This window comes from Bacteroidota bacterium (genome assembly GCA_041658205.1).
Classification (GTDB): Bacteria; Bacteroidota; Ignavibacteria; order UBA10030; family UBA8401; genus UBA8401.
In genome coordinates, this window is record JBBAAO010000001.1 from 896,692 (window position 1) to 921,126 (window position 24,435).

The 24,435-nt window shown below is 40.7% G+C and carries 16 protein-coding genes; 15 read left to right on the forward strand and 1 reads right to left on the reverse strand.

Annotation, left to right across the window (positions count from 1 at the left end):
• Nucleotides 1-12: 12 nt before the first annotated feature.
• Genes WDA22_03710 through WDA22_03720 form a run of 3 tightly spaced genes read left to right on the forward strand, consistent with a single transcriptional unit; the run spans nucleotide 13 to nucleotide 4,268 of the window.
• Entirely contained in the window at nucleotides 13-2,199 is a 2,187-nt protein-coding gene (locus tag WDA22_03710; GenBank protein ID MFA5832566.1) for a hypothetical protein, read from the forward strand.
• A gap of 30 nt (nucleotides 2,200-2,229) precedes the next feature.
• On the forward strand, nucleotides 2,230-3,597 hold the full coding sequence (locus tag WDA22_03715; protein MFA5832567.1) for a hypothetical protein: 1,368 nt from the start codon (nucleotides 2,230-2,232) through the stop codon (nucleotides 3,595-3,597).
• Nucleotides 3,598-3,641: 44 nt separating this feature from the next.
• Complete coding sequence (locus WDA22_03720) at nucleotides 3,642-4,268, forward strand: T9SS type A sorting domain-containing protein (protein MFA5832568.1); 627 nt, start codon at nucleotides 3,642-3,644, stop codon at nucleotides 4,266-4,268.
• Nucleotides 4,269-4,332: 64 nt separating this feature from the next.
• Here WDA22_03720 and WDA22_03725 read toward each other — a convergent pair whose 3' ends face one another.
• On the reverse strand, nucleotides 4,333-5,241 hold the full coding sequence (locus WDA22_03725; GenBank protein ID MFA5832569.1) for a PDZ domain-containing protein: 909 nt from the start codon (nucleotides 5,239-5,241) through the stop codon (nucleotides 4,333-4,335).
• Nucleotides 5,242-5,563: 322 nt separating this feature from the next.
• Between WDA22_03725 and WDA22_03730 the strand changes: the two genes are divergently transcribed.
• The 12 genes from WDA22_03730 to WDA22_03785 all read left to right on the forward strand — a co-directional run bounded on the left by WDA22_03730 (nucleotide 5,564) and on the right by WDA22_03785 (nucleotide 24,355).
• The gene (locus WDA22_03730) at nucleotides 5,564-6,091 is read left to right on the forward strand and encodes a DUF1905 domain-containing protein (protein MFA5832570.1); all 528 of its coding nucleotides are present in this window, start codon (nucleotides 5,564-5,566) and stop codon (nucleotides 6,089-6,091) included.
• A gap of 134 nt (nucleotides 6,092-6,225) precedes the next feature.
• Entirely contained in the window at nucleotides 6,226-8,370 is a 2,145-nt protein-coding gene (locus WDA22_03735; GenBank protein ID MFA5832571.1) for an adenylate/guanylate cyclase domain-containing protein, read from the forward strand.
• A 26-nt stretch (nucleotides 8,371-8,396) separates the two neighbouring features.
• A complete protein-coding gene (locus WDA22_03740; GenBank protein ID MFA5832572.1) occupies nucleotides 8,397-9,611 on the forward strand; it encodes a M48 family metalloprotease in 1,215 nt (404 codons plus the stop codon).
• A gap of 131 nt (nucleotides 9,612-9,742) precedes the next feature.
• Nucleotides 9,743-12,139 (forward strand): PQQ-binding-like beta-propeller repeat protein, encoded by a 2,397-nt coding sequence (locus WDA22_03745; GenBank protein MFA5832573.1) that lies wholly within the window; start codon nucleotides 9,743-9,745, stop codon nucleotides 12,137-12,139.
• Between the two features lie 12 nt (nucleotides 12,140-12,151).
• Complete coding sequence (locus WDA22_03750; protein MFA5832574.1) at nucleotides 12,152-13,357, forward strand: murein transglycosylase domain-containing protein; 1,206 nt, start codon at nucleotides 12,152-12,154, stop codon at nucleotides 13,355-13,357.
• Between the two features lie 89 nt (nucleotides 13,358-13,446).
• On the forward strand, nucleotides 13,447-14,637 hold the full coding sequence (locus WDA22_03755; protein MFA5832575.1) for a hypothetical protein: 1,191 nt from the start codon (nucleotides 13,447-13,449) through the stop codon (nucleotides 14,635-14,637).
• A 40-nt stretch (nucleotides 14,638-14,677) separates the two neighbouring features.
• Nucleotides 14,678-15,862, forward strand: coding sequence for a hypothetical protein (locus WDA22_03760; protein ID MFA5832576.1), 1,185 nt, complete (start codon nucleotides 14,678-14,680; stop codon nucleotides 15,860-15,862).
• 41 nt (nucleotides 15,863-15,903) lie between these two features.
• Nucleotides 15,904-20,277, forward strand: a complete 4,374-nt coding sequence (locus WDA22_03765; GenBank protein MFA5832577.1) for a choice-of-anchor D domain-containing protein — start codon at nucleotides 15,904-15,906, stop codon at nucleotides 20,275-20,277.
• A gap of 13 nt (nucleotides 20,278-20,290) precedes the next feature.
• Nucleotides 20,291-21,460 (forward strand): hypothetical protein, encoded by a 1,170-nt coding sequence (locus WDA22_03770; protein MFA5832578.1) that lies wholly within the window; start codon nucleotides 20,291-20,293, stop codon nucleotides 21,458-21,460.
• Nucleotides 21,461-21,546: 86 nt separating this feature from the next.
• Complete coding sequence (locus WDA22_03775) at nucleotides 21,547-22,890, forward strand: LPP20 family lipoprotein (protein ID MFA5832579.1); 1,344 nt, start codon at nucleotides 21,547-21,549, stop codon at nucleotides 22,888-22,890.
• The gene (locus tag WDA22_03780; protein ID MFA5832580.1) at nucleotides 22,890-23,603 is read left to right on the forward strand and encodes a PrsW family glutamic-type intramembrane protease; all 714 of its coding nucleotides are present in this window, start codon (nucleotides 22,890-22,892) and stop codon (nucleotides 23,601-23,603) included. Before WDA22_03775 ends, WDA22_03780 begins: the two co-directional genes overlap by 1 nt.
• Nucleotides 23,600-24,355 (forward strand): hypothetical protein, encoded by a 756-nt coding sequence (locus WDA22_03785; GenBank protein MFA5832581.1) that lies wholly within the window; start codon nucleotides 23,600-23,602, stop codon nucleotides 24,353-24,355. Before WDA22_03780 ends, WDA22_03785 begins: the two co-directional genes overlap by 4 nt.
• Nucleotides 24,356-24,435 lie beyond the last annotated feature (80 nt).

Consider the following 24,435-nt stretch of genomic DNA (forward strand, 5'->3'; position numbering starts at 1 on the left):
TTTGATGGAGCCATGCCGCCAAAAAATGGAGTCGACGTTACCGTTCAGGCTTCGTTCGATGGGTACAGTAAGACAAAAAAATTCCATGTCAACCCGGTAGAAAACCTTCTCGTGTTTTTAAGTGGGAATCCTCCTTTTCATCATAACAATAAAAGTTTTATTTTTGTGCTATCGTTTGACAGGAATTGGGAAGAAATCATATTACCGAATGATGAACTGTTTCTTCTTACCATAGACAGCACACAATTTGGCACATTCTATAATGGAAACGATTCATTGGAAGAAATTCACGCAAAGTACAGCCAGCTGATGAACGGCGATGTTGTCAGCTATATCTTTAATGGTGATCCGATACGCAAGTATACACCCTTAAAGTTGACTGCACAATTGGAAAGAGACCCGACGGTTCGGGGCAAAACTAGCATGGCGATAAGTCAGCAAATTCATCATTTAGTTGCTCGTGTCGATCCTAATCCGGTGATACCGGGAGGAAGGTCAAACATAATTGTCCAACCACAAGATGCGGATAGTAATGATGTTGAATTGTATCTTTATCAAGACGCTGAAATGCGAATTTGGTATGACGATACCACATACGGAAAGTTTGTTGCAGACTATCCACTTCCTGCAGTTGTCAGCGAGGAACGCGATACTCGCAATGTTCAAGTAATCGGGAAGATTGGAGAGTCAAACATACCTGAATATGCCCTTGCTCAAATTGAAAAGAAATATTCAAAGTTATTTGGACGAAAAATCGAACCTGCTAAAACTCCAAAGAAATCTGCAACAGTTGAGCAACCAAATATTCCCATTGAAGGGCAATTTTATCTTGAGACATTATTCCCAAGACCTAATGAAATTATAGCGGCGTTTGAAGCCAAAGACACAGCAATACATTTACCGCGAGATGTCAATTTTACAGTAGTACAATATTACACATATTTTATTGAAGGGGTTAAATATTATCAACCGGGATATTTGGGGACAGGAAAGGTAGTAATCGAAAATAATGAAGAAAAATTATGTCCAGTAGTATCCATATTCCCGGAGCGAATTAAAGCAGGAGAAACGGCAGAAGTGATAGTGAAAGGGAAAAAACAAGATGGAACTATTGTAGACTATCCTTCGGGAACACAGTTTACGTTTACAATTACGAGCGGTGCAGAATTTGGAATGATTGTTGGCAACACCAGTCCTGCACAGTACGTTGCGAAGGAGGAGATTAATACTGATAGTGCCGTAGTTACAGTACAGGTTGCGATTGCAGGTGGCAGTACAATGGCGATAAAGAAACGTGGTGTTCAGGCAAATAGTGCTGGTGCTTTTGAGTGCAGTGTGCCGGTGGTGAGTGTAGCAATAGTTTCAGAACCGAAGTTAGAAGTGATTTATCCAACAGACGGGCTTTTCGATGAGAAAAAGATTAGCGCAGTCCCACAAATGCCAGTTGCTTCGTTAAAGGCACGCTTGCAACATTATAACGGAGGAACAGTAAACTACGTTTGGCATTTCCAGGCGGAATGGATTGGACATGACGGCAGAAATATTAACCAATGGTTTACAGGAAATACAATAGCACAAAATGCAGATCAGAGCATATGGGATGTAAATTGGAACGGAGTGATACGCGGCGGTGATAGATCGACTCTCTATGTAACAGCAACTGCTGATGGGAAAGTGTATGACAAGGCTGTATTTGATGGTTTGAAAATTACTGGATTGAATCCATCAAAAGACGAAGTGAAAAGCGGGTTGAGTTTGGAGGAACAAGTAATTGTGTACAAAGAAAGCAAACCAAAATGGCACCACTTTAAAAGCGATGGTTTTCCGATTTTTGGTATTCCACATGGTTACGGTCTTATGCAAATTGATAATCCACGTGCCACTGACGAACAAGTTTGGAATTGGAAGGCAAACAGAACTGCCGGGAAAACACTTTTTGAGGAAAAGAAAAGAATGGCAGCAGCCCATCTTAGAAATGTGAAGAAGAAATATCCTTCTGCCAATTTTACTCAGCAAGAACAGTTAACTGAAGAATTTCAATTGTATAACGGACAATATTATTGGGTGTGGACTGTAACGGATGAGGAAAGTAAATCTGGTCAATGGACAAAAAATTCAAAATTAAACCGAGATTATGGCGGAGATGCTATTCAAATATACAATGCAGTAACCGGTGGTCATCCACCGGCTGGCTGGTAATATAAAAATCATTTTTGAGGAAGAAGTATTATGAAACTAAAATTCATCGTTCTATCAATACTGATAAGTACAGTAGTATACACACAACCTTATTATTATTATGGTAAGAGCAATCCGAATGGAGATGAGAAACCCGGCGGGTACAGCATAGATATTTATAGGTTGAATTTGACAACAAATATTAGTGAGCCGTTCTTGATAGATGTCGGTCGAGTGAATAGTCCAATGTATCCTAACATAGAACAGTCTAAAATTTTTTTCCTGCTAAGATTTTCACTTATGGTTATTGATGTTAAAGATGTTTCCCCTCGAGCCCAAGAGATTATGAGCGGTATAAACGAAATTGTTGAAATAAAAGATTCTCCTGCAATGAATCGGTATTACATCGTGTTTGATGATAATATTGAAGGTAATAGAAAAATGGTCGTTTTGGACCGACTAACTGTCCAACCGATTGATACGATTTATGAAAAGGATGCATGGTTTAATTCGTTCTTATCTCAAGACGAAAAAAGTCTCTATCAGCTCGAAGATGATTCTACAGGTATTTATTTTTCAGAGTATGGTATAGAACAAAAGCAACAGAGGAACTCCCAAAGGATTGGCAATTTTGGACCATTTCTTTCTGCTCCTTATCAGCGCGATTCCAAAGCAGGTTATGTCCTTGTTAGTTTTGCCAGCATGGACATGAGTTTCCATGATGAGGATCCATATATAATGAATAAACATTATGTAGTTTGTAATATAAACGACAAAAACATGTACATTCCTATAAAATTCCCCTGGAATTCGCAAGGTTATTTGTCTCCTTCATCAAACTATGTAGTTCTTGAACAACGGATTGTTGATTGGTCTCAACCGGACGGGAAATACCATACTGGAAATATTTCTGTCTTTAACGCTCAGTCCGGTCAACTAATGCAACATTTACAACTGCCTCCACAGGGGAAAATATTACTTTTTAATAATTATCCCGACAAACTATTTTATTTAACCGGAACAGAAGGTTCATTTCAATCACTCGAAATATCACTTAGTGTTATCACCCCAACAGCAACACTCATTGATACTCTGATATCTTTGATCAATCAATCCTATGTGCAGAACTGGCTTGGCGATAAAAACTTCGTCAACGAACTCACCAACATACTCAACAACGCCAAAAAACACTTGATAAAAAAAGATTCAGTGATCTGTTATAAAAAAGTAAAAGAGTTTCAAAAGAAAGTGGATGAAGTCTATGAAGAGGCAATAGAGAAAGAGAAAAAACACGAAAAAAGGGAAAATAAATTTGTAACAGTAGAAGGGTGGAAATTTCTTTATCACAATGCACAATACATCATGGATCGTCTGCCGCATAAAAATAACGATAAGGGTGACGACAAGGAAGAAAACTAATGTTTATAATGCCGATCGTTTCAAATACACGGAGGAATTCTTTAATGAAGATTTTATTTGTCATCCTCTTATTGAGCGAAGTAATTGTCGCTCAAAATAAACTTCCATTTGCATCGCAGAACAATGTAATTGAGCTTGCCGTTAAAAACTCTTCAAGTGTAGATACTAAAAATGTCGTTGTCGAAGTAGTGAATGCACCTGAATGGTTGAAGTTCACAAGTCTCAAAACCTTCATTTCGAATCTCGAATCAAATACAGCACAAACAGCTAATTTTACTTTCTCTGTTGATAAATCCGCGCCCGTAAACAGACAGGAAGAGGTAACATTCACAATTTCCAATGCAAACGGCGAAAAGTGGTCAAAGATACTATCGTTACAAATTGCCCCGCCGGAGAAATATGAACTTTTTCAAAACTTCCCAAATCCATTCAATCCAACCACAACTATCAGTTACCAACTTCCGGTAACAACTGGTGTCTCTCTAAAAGTATTTGACATTCTTGGAAAAGAGGTTGTAACATTGGATGAAGGAGTGAAGGAGGCGGGATATCATCAACAAATTTGGAGTGCATCAAACATGGCAAGCGGGATGTATTTGTATCAGCTTACATTTAAGAACCTAAAAGGTGAAGTGGAGCATTATCGGAAAAAATTATTAGTACTGAAGTGAGTGTTCAAACAGAAACGGCGGCTCGTGCCGCCGTTTTTCCAACACCATCTTTCCAATTGATAGTCTATACTCCTTTACCGTTCATTTTAGATTCAATTCTCTGAAGTTCCTTCTGACGACGCGGCAGTTCTTTCATCCGTATTTCCATCTCTTTGTGTAGTTGGTTCATCTGCGGTTCAAAATGGAAGTTGAAATTTCCCGGCATGTGGTCTCTCCAATACATTTGTTCATTCTCTTCTGAAATTTCCAAGGTAACAGTAATCTTTTTCCCTTTACGCATCAGTTCAATATTGGCTTTATCATCTTCTTCATAATCCGAAAAGGCATCACGAACATCCTCTACGTCTTTAATGGATTCATCACCGATTTTCGTGATCACATCGCCCGCCTTTATTCCCGCTTTTGATGCATTCTCATCCTTTTCCACATCCGTTACGAGAACGCCTTTCCCATTTGGAGCTTCAAAATATTCACCCAGTTGTTTGTTTAATTCCATCAATTCCATCCCTTCGTAATCACCGCCAAACATATTTACCACAACTCTCGGGGCACGCGGAGCCATGACAGCAAATGGCATCCGCATTTTATTTTTTCCAACGTTCACACCAATAGTTTTGTTTTCTCCTTTACGATTTATCTTCACATTCACTTTTGTTCCGGGTGTTGTTTCGCGGACTGCATCCGTCAGATCTTCCGACGCCTCAATCTTTTTTCCGTTGAATTCAACAATAACATCTTCTTCTTGTAATCCTGCAGAATCAGCAGGACTGTCCTCAACAACTTCGTTGATAAAAGCCCCTTCTTTGATTTTCAATTCATGATCGCGGGCAAATCGTGGTGTGACATCCTGAATAGATACTCCCAGCCACCCCTGTTTTTTTGATTTTTTTTGTCGTTCTTTGTTTCCTTCTTGTTCGGCAAACATCAACACACTCGAAAGCAGTAAAAGAACAATGAGTACACGAGATTTCATACATCCTCCAATAATAAGAGAGAGTGAATAATCGGGGTCTTTAGTTGAAAAATTAGACGCTGGTGTTTGCATTATGTTCCCTCAGGACACGACACTCAAGAAAATCTTGAGGATTGTAGACAAACATATTTTTTCTTCATAAGTTGCAATTCATTGCCTGTTATATAAGTTTCTGGGTCGTCTTGAAAATGCTAAAACATCATAGACGAAGTTGGGTTGAAGAATCTGATTTACGTTTTTAATTATTTTTTTAGTTTCAGAATGGTAGGGGCTTACATTTGAGATGAATTCATAATTATTCACTATTGATATTTAAAAATATATGGCTAAAGAGAAAAACACATTTTCCTTTTCTTCCACATTGGAGAAATCAGACAATAAACTATGGGGATGTCATTTCCCCGTACCAAAAACGATTGCTGATAAACTCGTGGATGAAGAATCGAAGCGGGTTGTCTGCACAATTAATGGGAAGGAATTGTACCAATGTGCCATTCTTTTTTATAAAAAAGCGAAGCCTGTTATATCCGTGAATAAAAAAATTCGGGATTCATTGGGTGTCTCCTTTGGGATGGATGTAGAAGTAATGTTGAAAAAGGATACGAGTGAATACGGTTTACCTTTGCCGGAAGAACTGTTAGAGGTGTTTCGTCAGGATCCGATGGGAAAAAAATTGTTCCATGCATTAACTCCGGGAAAACAACGAACACTCTTATACATTGTTGGCAACGTAAAGGATCCGGATAAAAAAGTGATGCGCTCGCTTGTTATTGTGCGGCATTTAAAAGAAAATAAAGGCGTCATCGATTATAAAAAATTAAGTACCCTGCTGAAAAATCCTTACAAATGACCCGTATCAATCTTGCGAGAGAGGAAAAATTTTATCATTGTATTTCATACTAAAAATTCATTCCTTCATACATTATATCAATAAGATTCAACAGTCCGGTTCCTTACAATCAACTCTTTCACGAACAGATAAGAATGTCCCCTGCGTTCAAAAAACTTCTTTTCTTAAAGCCATTTCGTACTGTAGTTTCTGCAGTGGTTGGACTATTAGCAGCATATTTCATCGCCTTCTCAGCAATTGGAAAAATAATTGAGTTGAATGCATTGGATGTCCAGTTTCGTATTACACAAAATAGTAGAACACCAGACACCAATATTGTTATCGTTACCATTGATCAGAATAGTCTACAATATTTCAAACGAACAGCGTTTACAAGTTGGCCTTGGCCGCGTGATTTTTATGCGAATGCAACAAATTATCTGGCAAAATCCGGCGCAAAGGCAATCATATACGATTTCCAGTTTACTGAGCCGGATGAAGATCGGGCGTTTTCAGTCGGTGCATATAATGATAGTCTGTTTGCTGCTGCCATAAAGAATGCCGGCAACGTGTATCTTGCAACAATTCTGACGAAGCAAGAAAAAGAGGACCAGCCGGGAGATTCGCTGGTGAAATTCCAGTCGACACGTTCTCCAATCGTTGAAACGCAGAAATTTGAATTCGACAAATCATATTCACCCCTTATTCCATTCCAAGAAGCATCAAAAAGTGTCGGTGTGGTTAATTTTGTCCCGGATGAAGATGGTGTCTGCAGAAGAATTGCACTGCAATATTCTTTTCAGGGAAAAAATCTCTACGCACTTTCTTATAATGTTTATAAAGATCTATTTGGCGAATCTCATCCGATAGAAACAAATGTTCAATCTCCTTATCTCATCTATTGGTATGGAAAGGGAGGTCCGGACGGAGTGTTCAAATATTATTCTATTCACGCACTTATCGTTTCTGCTTACAAAGATCAAGCGGGAATGGAACCGGATATTCCGCTTTCGACATTTAAAGATAAGATTGTGCTCATCGGTTCAAATGCGCCAAGTTTATTTGATTTGAAAAACACTCCGTTCACCTATCTTGAACCATATCCCGGCGTAGAAATTCATGCCACAGCAATCAGCAATTATCTCAATAAGGATTTTATTCAGAAGGTTGCTTTTGGATGGATATTGCTCTTGAGCATTGTATTGGCGTCGATCGTTGCCTATGTATCGAACTACAATGAAAATATTGTTATCAGTTCCGTCAGTGTGATCGGATTAGCGTTTTTATTTTTAGTTGTAACATCGCAGCTTTTCTTTCGGGAATTGATCTGGATGCAGGTAGCATTTCCTCTCTTCTCAATTATCGTAACGTATATTATTTCCATCGGCTGGAACTTTGCTACGGAAGGAAGGAATAAAAGACAAATCCAAAAGATTTTTGGACAATTTGTAAATCCGCATGTCGTAAAACAGCTCAGTGCGGATCCGGAACGGGTTGAACTGGCCGGTGAAGAAGTAGAAGCATCCATCATGTTTTCGGATATCGAAGGGTTTACGACGATCTCGGAATCAAAAAAACCGAAAGAACTCGTAGAATTTTTGAATAACTATTTCTCAACGGCAAACGATATTTTCTTCAAACACGATGGAACCATCGACAAGTTTATCGGTGATGCAGTAATGGTACAATTCGGTATTCCACTGAAAAATCCGAATCATCGCCTGTTGGCTACCCGCGCCGCTTATGAATTCTCTCGCGTAGTGCAGGAGATGACCAGAGAAGCACGGGAAAAAGGTGAGCCGGTCTTTTCCACACGCATTGGAATTAATTCCGGAAATATGGTTGTGGGCTATATCGGTGGAAGATCAAAAAAAGAGTATACTGTCATCGGCGATACGGTGAATCTTGCTTCTCGATTGGAAGGAGTGAACAAATATTACGGCACATCCTTAATGATCAGCGAATCCACCGCCACAGAACAGGTGACGGATGAATTCCTGCTGCGTGAAATGGATATTATGAGAGTAAAAGGAAAAAATCTTCCAATCAAAATCTTTGAAGTGGTATGTAAGAAAGAAGAGATTACGGAACAGCGATTGAAAATGGTGCAGACATTTGAAGCTGGTTTGAAATTATACCGCGAACAACATTGGAATGATGCGATTTCCATGTTTAAGACCGTTCGTAATGTAAAACCTGATGATCCTGCATCCGAAATGTATATTGAACGGTGTGAAGCATACAAAAAAAACCCTCCCGAAAAAAATTGGGACGGAGTGTATGTGATGACAACAAAGTGAAATGGAATATTTACTAGGAGAGAAAGATGAAAACATATTTGGTGCTTGTTGCGTTGATGCTGCTGAATGTCGAAACGGATGCACAAAAAATGCGGACGACACAACCTACAAACTACCTGCGCGAAGGACCCGCATCGTATTTTCAGATTGTTGCAGCAATTCCGGCATCTGTGGATGTGAACAAGGTGGATCAAAAAGGAAGTTGGCTAAAAGTGAAGACGGAACAAAATGACATGGGATGGCTGTCCGAGAATTGTTTTGTCATCAAAAGCGGAACAAATACGCGCGATGAAAATATCATTAAAGGAAAAGCATCAACCCGTGCATCCAGGGCGGAACTTGCCGCTGCTGTAAAAGGTTTCGGAAAAAAATATGTTGACGGAAGCGAAGGGAAAGGGGCGGACATCAGCAAATATTCCGCACCCATCGTCAAAGCGGATGATATGGTAGAGTTCGAGCACAGTTTTACGGTTGAGCCGTTTCGGGGATATATGAATATTGAAAAACCGTTCGACCTTGCATTTCACGAAGAAGCAATCGGCCTAGGCATTGCTCAAAAGATTGCCGCACAAAAAGGAATCGTGGATGATAGGATGGCTACACTGTATATTAATATGATTGGTAACTATCTTTCAAAATATACCAAAGCGTACGATCTTGGCTTCCGCTTCTATATTATTAATGAACGACGTGCCGGTGCGTTCGCTATTCCCGGTGGATATATCTTTATTACCAAAGGAATGTTTCAGGCTTGCGCAAATGAAGCAGAGCTCGCTTCGGTGCTGGCGCATGAGATGGTGCATGTCGTCCAACGACATGGTATTAAAGAATTAAAAAAGAGTGAGGCATCCATAAAGGCGGAAAGTGCGTTTGGAGAACTTGAAGAAGAAACCGGACCGATTGGAGAAGATGAACAAGAGTTGGAAGATTATGCTCACAATGTTTATCAAAACCTTATTTCACCAAGACTGTTGGCGTATGAAACTGACGCAGACGAACTAGCCCTCGCGTATCTGTATCGTGCCGGATATGATCCGACAGCATTAACGAGCGTTTTACAGAAAATATATGAACCAGCTACAACCGCGGTGGATATTTTTGATGATAATTATATGCGAAAAGACGATATGCGCGAACGAATTGTTGCAGCACAAAAACAGGTTCGCGAAGAAGGATATCGCTCGCAAAGTAAAAAGCAGTATACAGATCGATTTTTGAAATACACAACTGGGGTTCGTTAAGTGTTGCATTAATGCGACAGCATTACAACTAGAACTTGTCTCACAACGGCGACACTCGGGGGAAATGTCGCTGATTCCCTATTAATTCCCCTCATTTTAATGGCACAAATATTGTCAACGTAGAGGTACGTATGAAACACTATGTCTATACAATCGTTATTCTCGTGTTATTTTTTGCCGTAGGAGTTTTAACGGCTCAGAAAAGTACACTACAATGGAAAGCGGAACTGAAAGAGGATGTGAAGAAAATTCAGCCGATTCAGAATGGGAAATATATTTTTCTCTGGGCGGATGAATATGCCTGGCTGTATAATAATACGACAGGTAAAAAAACTTGGAGCATCGAAATTGATGATTACAATGAAAATGCTATTCATCAGGTGGTAAATGATTCACTCTATTTGACCGCCAATGAAGACAGTCTACTGTGCTACAATATGGTAGACAACGAGTTATTGTGGAAAAAAAGATATCAAGCTATTCAGCAAAAACGCTTCTCCGGAAGCAAACTTGTCGATTCCATATTCATTCTTTCATTTAAGGAAATTGATCTTGGAATCGACATCAATACCGGCAGTGAGCTATGGCGAACCCAATTGGAATATCAGCAATCATTGGTTGAAAATGGGACAGTCAACTCTATTATACTGGAGAAAATGCAAAAATATTTTGCATTTACCGATAATGACGATTGTCAGCTTATTTCGACGGTGACCGGTAAGAAGTTATTGTCCATTCCAAAATCTGAACCAAACGGCGATCTTGTCAAACAGAAACGGGCTTGGTATTATGTCTCCGCGGACGAAAAATATATCGTCATCATGTTTGATAAGAATATGACCGCAATCGATATCGAAGCAAATAAAATTATTGCTCAACGTCAGGTTGCTATATCAGATAAATACAATATTTTTCTCCCCACGACGATGGGATGTGCCCTTTTTGGTGAAGAGAAATTAGTGCATGTCAATTTTTCAACAGGAGTCGTTGCCGAAACGACGATTGATATTGATGATGTGCGAAATGTTGTTGTGGCAAAAACAGATTCCGTAGCGGTGCTGGTACTCAGTCAGGAAAATAATCTTTTAGGATTGAATTTGGATAACGGAAAATTGTTATGGCAGACAGCTCCCAAGTTTCAACCCGCAACCGGATTTATCCACCGTTATATCGCAACCGACGCGAATAATATTATGGTATCGTACCTTGATCCGAGCGATGATGTGAAGTTGTATATCATGAGCATCGATGTATTGACCGGTAAAATCAATTATCGAACATTTGTAGCGCATTCGGATGAATCGTTACCGGACCGTCTCCTGCCGCTTCCTGCACTTTCGCAGGTTACCGAAACTCAGCCGGTCTCATTTGGATTTGATGATGCAGGATTTACCTATTCAATTTCGATTGAGAATGAATTCCTGAAAGTATTGATCCATACATCGTCCGAAATGATCGAGCCGAACACCAAGAGAGATGGAGGAGAAGGCATCGTGTTTGTTGATTTAAAGAGCGGAAGCATTATGGGGAAAACGTATATGAAAATTGCCGGCGGAATCTCCTTTCCAGGCAAACTGGCTGCACTTGCTCCTGCAAAACGAATCGACGATATCATTTTACTGCCGGGGAACAAAAATCTCGTTGCGCTCAGTGCCTCAACAGGAAGTCTTAAGTGGATGCATATCGAACAGGATCTGAAGGGGAGTTATATTTTCGAAATGTCGATGATCGACTCAATTCTCTATCTTCGCACAGGCGGGTTCAAACAAGAATTTTCTTATGATGCAAAAAAAGAGAAACTGACTGACAAAAAATTGTGGGAAGATGAAGGGTATGCGATTCTTGCTGTGGATACTGCCGACGGGAAGATTTATTGGAGAAAAGATTTTGAAAGCGATCCCGGGAGAATATTCCATGATTACTCTGCAGCGAATTATTCTTCGGATCATCAGATTTTTGCAGGAGATGAAAAATTTCTTTATTCCATTTCTACAACCAAAAAAGGGATGCTCGATTGGAAGTTCGAATTTTCCGACAGCGGAGTCGGAAGCTTGGCGTATGATGATATCTTCCGAAAATCGGTTACCTGGACCGGTGAACGACCGATGAATATGGATCCTTCTGAATTTAAAAATGATGAATTAATCGCGCTTAAACAGAGTGTTGCTGTTGGCGAGACTCTTAAAACAATCGTTTCAAAAGTTCTTCATGTCAACTATTCTAAACAAACGAACCAATTGATAGTGATTGGAGATGATGGTATTGCTTCGGTAAATGTGCAGAACGGAAGACGGTCTTGGTATTACGAATGGGATTATGACGAAAAAGAGATTTACCACCGTCCGGTGATGCTGAAGAATAATATATTTTATTATGTCAGCGGAACAGCGGTTTTGCTGAACGCCGATTCCGGCAAAGTAGTTTGGCAGTCAAAATTGGATAAGGAAAATTCGTTGTTTGTCATGCCGGATCATTCATCGATTATTGCCATTGATAAAGATGAAATTACTGGATTTGTTATTCCATAACGAAAGAAAACTATGAGACAGATATTTGCAATGTTCTTCGCCGTCATAATGATGACACTATCGTTATTTGCTCAGGATACCTCTGGAGCAAATGAATATGAAAAATTTGTGAAACAACAACAGCAGGGAGTGCAAAAAGAGGAGGAAGCATTTGCTCAATACAAGGCGGAAGTGACGAAACAGTTTGATGATTATGTATCGGAACAAGAGCGCCTCTTCAAAGAGTATACCGGCCAGATCGAAAAGAAGTGGGGAAAAAACCATGTGAAGACAAGCACGAAGAAGGAATACGTTGCTTATGATTCTGGTTTTACATCACGTAAATCGATCGATTTTGAAGCTGGTCAGGCTAAAGTAGAAATTGTTGTCACCGAAGCCGAAGCAAAGAATCCGGTTGTTGTTCAGCAAAAACTTCAAGATCAGGTTGCAGAACTTGCTGTGACGAAAGGCGGAACTGATCCACTCGAAAAGAAAAATGACATAAAACCTGAAAAAAAACCGATTATTGCCGAACAACTCGCCACAACGGATGGAACACCGGTTACGGAGAACAATGCAAAACAATATGCGGCAGAAACAATTAAGAAAGCGGAGGTAACTCAAGAAGTTGTTACAGGAAAAGATGGAATAAAACGCGTTGTGGTTGGTGTGCAAATGCCTCTTGTTCCAAACCATGTCAAGAAACGTGCAGCGGATTTTAGAGAAAGGGTGAAAGCGGAATCAGATCGATTTGGAATTGATATTACTCTTGTCTATGCCATTATGCATACAGAAAGTTATTTCAATCCCAAAGCAAAATCGCCTGTTCCTGCGTTTGGTTTAATGCAATTAGTCCCCAAGTCCGGCGCACGCGATGCGTTCTTCTTTGCGCATAAAAAAGATTCACTCGTTACCGGTGAATATCTGTATGTTGCTGACAATAATATCGAACTTGGAACTGCCTATTTAACAAAATTGCTGACAGTAGAATTTCGCGGTGTAAAAGATCCGAGAAGCAGAATCTATTGCGCTATTTCAGCTTACAATACAGGACCGGGCAATGTAGCAAAGGCGTTTACCGGAAAGCGAAATGTAAATCAAGCCCTGCCGAAAATGAATGCTTTAACTTCGGATGAATTATTTGAACATCTGAAAAAGAATCTTCCGTTTGAGGAGACACGCTCGTACGTTGCAAAAGTGAGCGAACGAATGGGATTGTACGATGAATGGAGCAAGTAAAAAAAATGACTCATATGAGTCATTGAATCATGCGCGAGAAAACAAGTATATAGTGCATTATCGTGCAAATTATCGAAAAGAGTAATGATATGAGAAAAAAAATATTCCAGATTGCTGCTGTACTCCTTGGGCTGTGTTTCTTGGTGACAGCTCAAACACGCAGGATAGTTGACGGAATCGGAGGCGGGGGAAAATATGTAAAAATTTCCGATGCAATCACCGCAGCAGCAGCAGGGGACACCATTGATGTTCTTCAAGGGACATATACGGAAGCGCAAACAATCAGCATTCCAAAAAAGCTTGTGATCAAAGGGGCGGGATATAAATCAAACGGGACGGTCATCAAAAAAGTCGGATTGAGTTTTGCTGATGCGGCCGACAATTCCCGATTCTATGGATTCCGATTTGATTCGTTGATGGTAACAATTGAAAATAATGCAGATAATATTCTTATAGCAGATAATTATTTCTTTGCTTCCAATATCTATATGTACGGGAATACCGGCGATACGGTCCGTAATAATATTTTCATCTTTCCCAATACGATTAATCCTATCTCCACGCCCTACAATATTAGTTTGGCGAACGTTGTTATCTGCAATAACATCTTTGACGGAACAGGTCCATCAAACAATGTAGCGGCTGTGTATCTGCGAGTGCAAAGTGCATTTCAGTCCGGAATAAAAATATACAATAATTATTTTGGCGAGACGACAACGGTTTTGTATGGCGATTGGAATGTATTTGATGGAATGAGTATTGTAGGAAATGTTTTTTATAAGGTGACTAATATTACCGGCGCAGCCAATGCAGCTCAGTTATTTACCGGAAACTGGCTGTTCGGTATCACCGGAACTCCTCTTCAGCCCTCCAATGCTGTTGATAATGGAAGCGGTGATCCTCTCTTCACCAGATTCGATCAGGCGAAAGGTTTTGTTTTTGTGGAAGATACGGCGCAGGATACGGATTTCAGGATTAAAACTTCGGCTGGGATTTTCCCAAACTCACCGATCGACGCTAGTTATCGTTCGATCTCGCCAATGCCGATGAATTATGTGGATGTGCAGCAGCAGCCCGGCACAACAAATACAAACCGAGCCGATGCCGGAATATTCGGCGGACCGTTTCCATTTAAAAGTCCGTTTGTTGCTTCAACAGTTGCCGGCGTCAGTTCTATTTCCGCGACAGCGAAAGGGACAGGCGGTGTCGTTATAAGTCCAAAAGGAGTGATTCAAGTGAATGTTACCGGTTCATTTGGAGGAAGTGCAACACCAAAATAGAAAAATTTTATTTTTTATTAATTTATTCAGGAGCTCCATCATGAAAAAAATATTCACCATGATTACCATTTTTATCGTCGGCACGCTTATTGGTCATGCGACCATCCGTGTGGTTGACGGTGTCGGAGCATCCAGTTCCGGGCGATATGCAAAAATTGCTGATGCCGTCACTGCTGCCGTAACGAATGATACAGTTGTCGTTCTTCCCGGTACATATCGTGAAGCTGATGTTACAATCGATAAAAAGTTAACAATACTGGGATCGGGATACCGTGAAATTAAAAACGGCGGAACACATATTATGAATGTGTGGTTTACGATTGCTGATGCAGCCGATGGTACTAAAATTCAAGGATTCCGTTTTTTAGGAAACGGTATTGGACTCAATGCAAATGCAGACAATTGTTTGATAGCCAATAATTATTTTCTGAATGCGGCAGTTAATTTGACAACAAATAACGGTGATACCATTCGAAATAATATGTTTGTTGCAACTACCGCAATTAACATGATTTATAGCTCATACAACGTTACACTCCAAAATATTGTCATTGCCAACAACATTATGTCTGGCAGTGCGCAAACAAATAATGCGGCAGCAATATTTCTAAGAGCCCAAACTGCCTCTCAAACGAATATTCAGATTATTAATAATTTCATTGAAAAATATTCACTTATTGTTCATGGTGATTGGACTGCATTTGACGGTATGATTCTAGCCGGAAATATTTTCCATAAAGTTGCTAACATTGTTAATGCAGCCAACAATGCACAATTGTATTCGGGTAATTGGAAATTTAATTGTCCGGTAACCGCAGTTGAGCCAGCGAATGCATTAGATAAATCGAGCGGGGATCTTTCTGCAATGTTCACTCGTTTCGATCAAGGATTTGATTTTAAGGACACTCCTTCAACTGATACGGACCTTCGTTTCAAAAGCACCACAACTCCATTTCCGGATTCACCGATTGATGGAAGCGCGACTGCCGTTGCTCCTCTTGGTAATTGGTATGTCGATTATTTACAGCAGCCGGGAACATCCAATGGCAACAGGGCGGACGGCGGCATTTACGGCGGACCTTATACTTTCCCATCTAATTACGGTGGACCAATTCTTCCTTCAGTAACAAATATTTCCATTAGTCCGGCAGTAGCATCTCCAAATGGCACGATTCAAATCAATGCTACCGGTACTGTCAGCGGATTTCCGGGAAGAAACAATTAATTCATCGAATGGAACAGCGAACTGAAAAATAGTGAATATCAATGCGAAGAATAATTCAAATAGTACTATTCGGAATGATGAGTGTGTCGTTTGTTGTTACACAAACGACCATTGTGCAGAATCGTCTCGTGAAGGGTCAATATTGGTTTGATGCAGTAACGCCGACGAATGCCGTTACCGTCTCCAGTCTTACCTACGATTCAGATTCAATTTATGCATCCATTTCCGTTTCGAATATTGATGTATCAACGTTAAGTCTGGGGAGACATCTTCTCTATGTCCGGTTTCAGGATTCGAAAGGGAAATGGGGTGAACCGCAGACATCAACATTTTATATTAACAATCCACCGACGAAAAACAGAGTGGTAAAAGGACAATACTGGTTCGATACACAAACTCCCAATGCGAATGCTGTTCTTGTGGACACAACAACAAGCGATGCAAATGATTACATCCTTTTTCAAAATCTGAGTGCTGATGTGTCAGCACTTTCCAACGGGATACATTCGTTGTATTTCCGAACACAGGACAAGAATGGAAAATGGGGTATTGCGATGGTGTCGCAATTCAGAAAATCTGCTCCGCTCGTTGAGAAACGGATTGCGAAAGGAGAATATTGGTTTAACAGTTTCAATCGTCCTACATCGGGTGTGACTGACATTACCACAATGCTTCGCACAACAGATTCTTCCTACGCCGATGCGCAAAATCTTTCCATTACACTCCCTGCAACGTTGAGCAACGGAAAGCATACATTGTATGTCCGTTTTCAGGATGGATCCGGAAACTGGGGAGCACAGGTAGCACAGCAATTTGTTATTGATCAATCCTCTGCACCACCATTGATTACACAAATGGAATATTTTTTCGGAAATACCGATCCCGGTCAAGGTGCTTCCACAGCGCCCCGCGGAGGAACATTCTCGTTGACCAACGGAGGAAGAGGTGCGGTATATGCAGATACATTTTCCGTTCCTGCATTAGGTCTTGCATTGGGGCAGCATAAAGTTTCTGCGCGATTCAAATCGGACAAGAATGAATGGGGACCGATATCGAGTGCCTTCTTCTCAATTCTTACCCGTCCTATCCTCGTCAGTTCCGTTGTTGATTCTCTTCGGTTCGGAAATCTTTACAGCGGACGAGACAGCGTGACAAAAACATTTTATCTGCGAAACAATGGGGATGCCAATCTAGGTATTAAGGTCGCTTCAAAACCATCTACACAATGGTCCGTAAAAATGTATGCACCAAAAGATTCGGTTGCGAAGGATTCCATTGTTATCGCAAAAGATTCGTACTTGACCGATAGTGCTTTGATTGCTGTGACTTACAAACCGGTAAAATTCGGACAAATTAAAAATTTCATTCAATTCACGACCAATGATTCTGCAAAACCGACGTATACTCTTCCTGTTGCAGCAATGGCAGATACGGCAATCGGTAAACTCTCTGTTTCGATTGATACATTGAAATATGGGACGAAATCGGTCGGCACAACAAACTTCGCTTCTGTGATTCTGACGAACACTGGCCAGGATACAATTTTGGTAACTGTCGCTAGTTCCGCCACGCCGTACACTGTGTATCAACCCGGTAAAACAAAACTTGCTCCGAATGCACCCGGCGATACAGCAAAAGTAACGGTGAGATTTGCACCGACATCTCAAGGCACCTATAACAATTATGCATTCAGCATTTCTGTTCGGAATAGATTTAATCAAACCATTGAAAATCGTGCAATTTATATGTACGGCACGGCGATCACGAATCCCAATCCGACCATCAATCCAAGTGACACCACGTTGAATTTTGGCGCCATAAGTTCACGGGCAGTTGATAATAAAGATAGCACCTTGACATTGTCGATCGGCAATGTGGGGACACAAACACTTTCATTAAAGAGCATCACCTCCAGTGATACGAATGTGTTCAAACCGACTTATTCTCAATCGTTGCCGTATAACATACTCTTCAATAATCAGATACAGATGAGTGTGAAATTTAAACCGACGGCGAATACATTTAAAGTATTTACCGGAACGTTAACACTCGTTAGTAATAGTGCTGGGAAAGATTCTATTTTGGTGATTCCGATGACAGGAGAGGGAACAAACGGGCCGCCATTAAGTAATTTTGTTCTTTCGGATACCGTTATGGATTACGGAAGTGTGACAATCGGTTTTTCATCCAGTAGAAATATTACCATCAGCAACAAAGGTACTGGAGTGAATAGAACGTTGAACATATCGTCGCTCTCCATCAACAATGGATTATTCACTACGACACAAACAGTTCCTCTTCAAATTTCACCGGATAGTTCGAAGTCCATCGTGGTGAAATTCGAGCCGGCAGTTACCGGAAGTGTAACAGGCACTCTTACAATTCAAACTGATGCAACTACAAAATCGTCACGGGTTGTTAATTTAAAAGGCAACGGCGTTATTACTCCCATGCCGCTTCTTGAAACAGCAATGAATCCGATTGCCTTTGGTGCTACAAAAGTGCAGACACCGAATGCAATCTATTTCAAATTTAAGAACGCCGGTAATGATACACTGCGTGCTGATAGTGTTTTCATGGCAAAGAAAACATCATTCTTCACCGTCAATAAAAGTTCTTTAAAAGTAGCTCCGAATAAATCTGACTCTCTGCTTATAACTTTTACACCTCTTGCAGTGACGGATTATACCGATTCACTCATCTTGATCGGTAATCTTAACCCGTCTCGTTACGGTATTTATGCAACAGGCAATGGTGCAATTCTTGCGGTCAATATCGATACCAATGTGGCTCCACCAAATCCAATAGTTGTCGGCGGAAATCAACCGCAGCAAATCGGCGTCAGATTGACCGCAAGTTTAGGTTCAAATGCTGTTGCGATGCTCTATTACAAAAAAGCGGGAGCAACAAAATTCGATTCGCTGCAAATGGCAACGGCTGATGGAATGAGATTTCAGGGAACAATACCTGCAAGCATCGTTTCTGACCGCGGAGCAGTCTATTTTATAACGATATCGAACGGTGTTGAGACCGTTTCGCTGCCAATGAGTTTTGTGACAGTGGAATATCCTACCGGTATTGTAAAAACACAAGATCAGCCTGCCGGTACAAAACAGACTAATTATAGAATGATTTCTGTCCCTCTTACGGTGACCAGCGGGTCGGTTGATACTGTGCTCAAAAATTTTGGCGCATATGACAAAAATAAATGGCGCTTGTTCCGATATCAAGGAGGAGGTTATGTTGAACATAATAATCCTTCCTTCCAGACGTTTGCTGCCGGAAGAGGATATTGGTTCATCACAGCAAATCCGCAGAAGATTCGAAGCGGTTCGGGGAAAGTTACTTCAGCCAGCAGTACATTCAATATCGATCTCCAGAGTGAATGGAATCAAATCGGTAATCCGTTTAATTTCACTGTCTCGTGGGATTCCGTCACCGGCAAAGGAACAAATGTCGGCGCATTGTTCGATTACAACGGAGTCGATTTTGTGCAGTCCATAACAATGCAGCCATGGACTGGCTATTTTGTAAAAAACACAAATGTGAATCCTGTTACCATCGGTATTCGTCCGGCTGAACCGGGAACACCATCTGTATTGCCGAGATTATCGCAAAGCGGTGCGCCAAATATCAAATCAGGAGAATGGCTACTACAGCTAAAAGCATCAGCAGGGGATGTTGAAGACAATTATAATTTCATTGGCGTCAAGAACGATGCGTCGGATGGATACGACCAGAATGATGTAGAAGAATCTCCAAAACAACCTGGGGAATTTCTGAAAGTTCGATTTAATCATAATGATTGGGAAGTGAAGCCCGATCATTATGGATATGATTTCCGTGAAGTAACGAAAGAGGGAAAATATTGGGACTTTGAACTCAATACGAATTCATCGTCGGAAAATATTTCTCTCGCTATTGATCAGTGGGAATCTGTTCCGGAACAATTCAGGATCGTCTTAATCGATGCCGATGCGAAAACGGCAGTTGATCTAAGAAAGACAAATGCATTTACTGTTCCTTCCGCAAAGAAGGAGATATCGAAAAAATTCAGAATTCTGGTCGGCACAGAAGATTTTGTTCAACAAAACAATCTTGGTGTCTCAACTATTCCGTTACAGTATGCCTTGAATCAAAACTATCCGAATCCGTTCAATCCGTCCACCACAATAACATATGCTCTTCCAAAGGCATCCATTGTATCAATCACTCTCTTTGATATACTTGGCAAAGAAGTAAAAACATTGGTGAAAGAAACGAAGAACGAAGGATATCATGTTGTGCAATGGAATGGAACAAATGAATCCAATACAATGGCTTCGAGCGGTGTTTATTTCTGTCGGATCAACGCGCGAAGTGTAGACGGATCAAAAACATTTGTTCAAACCACCAAAATGTTGTTAATGAAATAATGAAGGTGACCTTGTGAAAATATTATTGAACATATTCATACTTGTTCTCTCCACTGCAACTATCGGATTCTCACAGCTTGTCTCCGAAATGAAAGTTGTGGGTGAACCAAAAATGGAACCGAACGAATTAGTCGGGAAAGAGATTCGAGATGATAATGGTGTTACCTGTGCCGGTCTTATTGTCAATACAGATTTGAAAGGGATGCGGTTCAATTCCTACAACGGTGTGGTGAAGGTGAACAGCGAACCGGGACGTCATTTTGTTTTCTTATCGCCGGATGAGCGGGTGGTAGAAGTGTATGTGGACGAGTATACTTCGTTGAAAATTATTTTGAGCGATATTGGAATTCGTTTGAAAAGCGGACAGACGTGGTCACTGACGATCACCGGTGAAAAATCCATTCCGGTCACATTTTTTATCTCTCCCAATGGGACAAAACTGTTCATCGATAATTCAAAGGAAGAATCCAAAAAGACACCTCAGTTAAAGATCGGTACGCATGTTATTAAATTGACGAAACCAGGATTTGTCACGATTATTGATACCATCAACGTCTCGCCAGAAAATGCTCTTCTCAACTACGAATTGCGGGAGATTGATATTTACGATCCGGGAACTACGGAAGACGACAAGACTCTCATCAAAGCCGCAGTGGCAACGCTGAAAGTTTCCGGCGATCTTTCCGTCGACGATGGATTCCAACTGCAGCAGGCATTCAAAAGCAATCTTGAAGGAACAGGAAAATATAAAATTGTTCCCTTGAGCGAAGACGAATTGAATGCCGTGATTCGCCAATATGAAACCGGAACGGTCGATGAAAAATCAAAAGCACTTCTGGCTGGAATAGAACGAAAAACAAATCAAGTCTTTAAGGGGAGTATTGGAAAGTTTGCTGATGAATGGACAATCGCCATTCAAAAGATCGATCTGAAAGAGAAAAAAATGGATAATAATGCGGCCTCCATTCGTTTTGAAGGCTCTCAAATAGAATTGTTTGACAAAATAAATATTGCAGCCCAAAAAATTGCCGGAACGTATGTTGAAGAGAGCAATCTATGGTATTACGTTGGAGGCGCTGTGCTTGTTGGGGGTGGCGCTGCTGTGCTTCTTGGCGGTAAAAAAGAAAGCGTGATTCCAGTTGGTACGGACGGTTTGCCGTTACCTCCGTCAAAACCGAATTAATATCGGTATTTTTCTGATTGATAATGAGAAGGTGTCAATGTATCTTTACGCTCGTTGATACCTTCACTCATTTATTCTTCACCTCTATGAAAAATCTTCTCTTCCTTTTTCTTTCTATTTCTCTCATTTCGGCGCAAGGTAAAAAACCGGATTGGGCAGTAAAGAGACCAAATACTCCGGGATATTATCATGGTATTGGAATCGTCCCGAAATCAGGAACGGCAAACGAGTATTTACAGAAAGCGAAGGATGCAGCGCTGAACGACATTGCGCAGCAGATTGTTGTATCGATCGACGCATCACAAAAAAGCAAATTGACGGAAAAGCTGGGGGAGTTCAGTGAAGAATTTCAATCGGCAGTCCAAACTTCTACAAAGGCAGACCTTGAGGGAATCGAAATCGTCGATACGTGGGAAGGTGAAGATCAATATTGGGTCTATCATCGTTTATCGATTGCAGAATATAAACGGATTCAAACGGAGAAACTCCGTAAAGCTTCTGCACTGGCGTTGGATTTTTACACGAAAGCAAAGAATGCCGAAAAGGGAAATAACATTGGTGATGCATTGCAGGCATACATTCAGGCCTTATCATCAGTAGAAAAATTTCTCAACGAAACCATGGAAGTTCAGTACGGTACTGGTAAAATCTTTTTGGTTAATGAAATCTTTTCTTCACTTCAATCCATATTAAACTCCGTTGAACTGAAACCGAAAAACGGAAAGGTTGAGGCACAAGTCGGCAAACCGCTCCGCACACCTTTGGAAGTGATTGTAACAAATACAGCCACAACTGCAGTGATTACAAATTTTCCTATTCGCTTCTCATTTATTCGTGGCTCAGGTGATATTCTTCCTATGGCGCGGTCAGACAAGGATGGTATTGCATCCACACAGATAGCAAAAGTAATTGCAACGGATAAATTACAGCTTGTCAAAGCGGAAGCTGATCCCATAGCACTGTTAGGAGAATCAGCCTCGCCGGTTATTGTCGCTTTAGTGAAAAGTTTTTCGCTCCCAATGACACGTTTCACGCTGAATGTGATTTCTTTGTCGATTGTTTTTGAGACGGAAGAAGCGTTATTCGGTAATCCATTAAAGCTTCCCCGAATTGAGCCGTTACTGAAGAATACATTATCGACACAGGGATTCTCTTTTGTTGAAGATGCCGCAAAGGCAAATATTTTGATCTCCGTGAAAGCGAACGGTCGTGATGGAGGGGAATACAGCGGAATGTATACGGTGTATGTTGATGCAAATATTTCCGTAACTGACTTGAACTCGGGAGAGGAAATTTATAAAACCTCTTTCAATAATGTAAAAGGGATAAGCATCAATTCCGAAAAAGCGGGAATGAAAGCATATGACGAGATCGGAGCCGATCTGCAGAAAAAAGTGATTCCGAAAATTCTTGAACAGATGAAAAAATAATGGAAATGACTCTTTTCGGACTAGCTATTGCTCCAGGTGCTGCCATTGCACTGTATGTCTATTTTCGTGATAAGTATGAACGGGAACCGTTATCATTGTTGCTGAAGACATTCTTTGCAGGCTTTCTGATTGTCTTGCCGGCAGCTGTAATTGAAAAGGGACTGTTTGATTTTTTCCCTCTTGATAATGCCATTGTTGTTCATGCTATGGTTAATAATTTTTTCTTTATCGGATTGACGGAAGAATTGCTCAAATTTATTTGTCTGTACGGTATCGCCTATGCAAAGTCGGACTTCAACGAACCGTTTGACGGGATTACCTATGCCGTGATGGTCTCGATGGGATTTGCCACATCCGAAAACATTATGTATGTAATGGATGGCGGGTTTCATGTAGCAATTTTGAGAATTTTTACGGCCATTCCGGCACATGCAGCGTTTGCGGTGTTGATGGGATATTTCGTTGGATTGGCAAAATTCAGAAATCATCATACGCCATTTCTTTTTCTCGGCATCGGTACGGCTGTGATGTTTCACGGTGCGTATGATTTTTTCCTCTCCATTGATAATATTGAATTGCTCGCTTTCGGTGCATTGATTTCATTGATTGTCGGTCTTCGCTTATCGTTCAAAGCAATGAAAATATTGAACGAAAATTCGCCGTTTAGATATTCAACCATTGTTCTTCGACAAAAACCGCAAGAGCCCATATGAAAAATATATTGTTGTTCATTGTTTCATCGTTCCTTCTTCATGCACAGATCACGACCAAATCCAACGATGCATTTGATGAATTGGATTCCGGCAATCTGACGCTGAGATTTTATAATGCCGTCAACGGAAAACCGGTTGTCGGAGGAAATGTCTCCATCGAAACAGTCGGTGAATTCGTTACGGATGAAGAAGGGAAAGTGCAATTTTCACCCGCTTCGGAGAATGCCATACTCAAGGTGATTATTCGTGCTGATCGATATATCCCAACGGAATTTCCGATCGAAATTATGGCAGGAACAATATTTTTTAATCGTATTTCCATCTCGCCGATGTTGGATATCAAATTTGTTCGTATTGTCGTGGATTGGGAGAAGGATCCGCGCGACCTCGATGCACATTTTGTAAAAGCCGGAAACAATGGATATCATATTTCCTATCGCAATATGAAAGTGTTGGCTGATCAGTCCGGTCTGCTGGATATCGATGCAACTCAGGGATATGGTCCGGAAACTATCACTGTCAACGAAGTGTCAATAAAATCGTCGTACGAATATTTTATCCATGATTATTCCAATCAGAATAATAAAAATTCAATGGCATTGTCTGACTCGAAAGCGACTGTGAAAGTGTATGGAGATGGGAAATTACTCAAGGTGATTCAGGTGCCGCGAAAAAAGGAGGGAACGATCTGGAAAGTATTTACCATTGAACAAGGACAGGTACGTGAGGTAAATCAAATTACCGGTAATTAGCACTATCATAACTTTCTTTTTTCTATGAAACTCTCTATATTCGCATACCCCATTTAGCATGTATAGTAACATTCACTGTT

What these genes read in the sequence shown, in the direction of transcription:
- WDA22_03710 (MFA5832566.1), top strand. Translation starts at nt 13, where the DNA reads ATGCCGCCAAAAAATGGAGTCGACGTTACCGTTCAGGCTTCGTTCGAT.
- WDA22_03715 (MFA5832567.1), top strand. Translation starts at nt 2,230, where the DNA reads ATGAAACTAAAATTCATCGTTCTATCAATACTGATAAGTACAGTAGTA.
- WDA22_03720 (MFA5832568.1), top strand. Translation starts at nt 3,642, where the DNA reads ATGAAGATTTTATTTGTCATCCTCTTATTGAGCGAAGTAATTGTCGCT.
- WDA22_03725 (MFA5832569.1), bottom strand. Translation starts at nt 5,241, where the DNA reads ATGAAATCTCGTGTACTCATTGTTCTTTTACTGCTTTCGAGTGTGTTG.
- WDA22_03730 (MFA5832570.1), top strand. Translation starts at nt 5,564, where the DNA reads ATGGCTAAAGAGAAAAACACATTTTCCTTTTCTTCCACATTGGAGAAA.
- WDA22_03735 (MFA5832571.1), top strand. Translation starts at nt 6,226, where the DNA reads ATGTCCCCTGCGTTCAAAAAACTTCTTTTCTTAAAGCCATTTCGTACT.
- WDA22_03740 (MFA5832572.1), top strand. Translation starts at nt 8,397, where the DNA reads ATGAAAACATATTTGGTGCTTGTTGCGTTGATGCTGCTGAATGTCGAA.
- WDA22_03745 (MFA5832573.1), top strand. Translation starts at nt 9,743, where the DNA reads ATGAAACACTATGTCTATACAATCGTTATTCTCGTGTTATTTTTTGCC.
- WDA22_03750 (MFA5832574.1), top strand. Translation starts at nt 12,152, where the DNA reads ATGAGACAGATATTTGCAATGTTCTTCGCCGTCATAATGATGACACTA.
- WDA22_03755 (MFA5832575.1), top strand. Translation starts at nt 13,447, where the DNA reads ATGAGAAAAAAAATATTCCAGATTGCTGCTGTACTCCTTGGGCTGTGT.
- WDA22_03760 (MFA5832576.1), top strand. Translation starts at nt 14,678, where the DNA reads ATGAAAAAAATATTCACCATGATTACCATTTTTATCGTCGGCACGCTT.
- WDA22_03765 (MFA5832577.1), top strand. Translation starts at nt 15,904, where the DNA reads ATGCGAAGAATAATTCAAATAGTACTATTCGGAATGATGAGTGTGTCG.
- WDA22_03775 (MFA5832579.1), top strand. Translation starts at nt 21,547, where the DNA reads ATGAAAAATCTTCTCTTCCTTTTTCTTTCTATTTCTCTCATTTCGGCG.
- WDA22_03780 (MFA5832580.1), top strand. Translation starts at nt 22,890, where the DNA reads ATGGAAATGACTCTTTTCGGACTAGCTATTGCTCCAGGTGCTGCCATT.
- WDA22_03785 (MFA5832581.1), top strand. Translation starts at nt 23,600, where the DNA reads ATGAAAAATATATTGTTGTTCATTGTTTCATCGTTCCTTCTTCATGCA.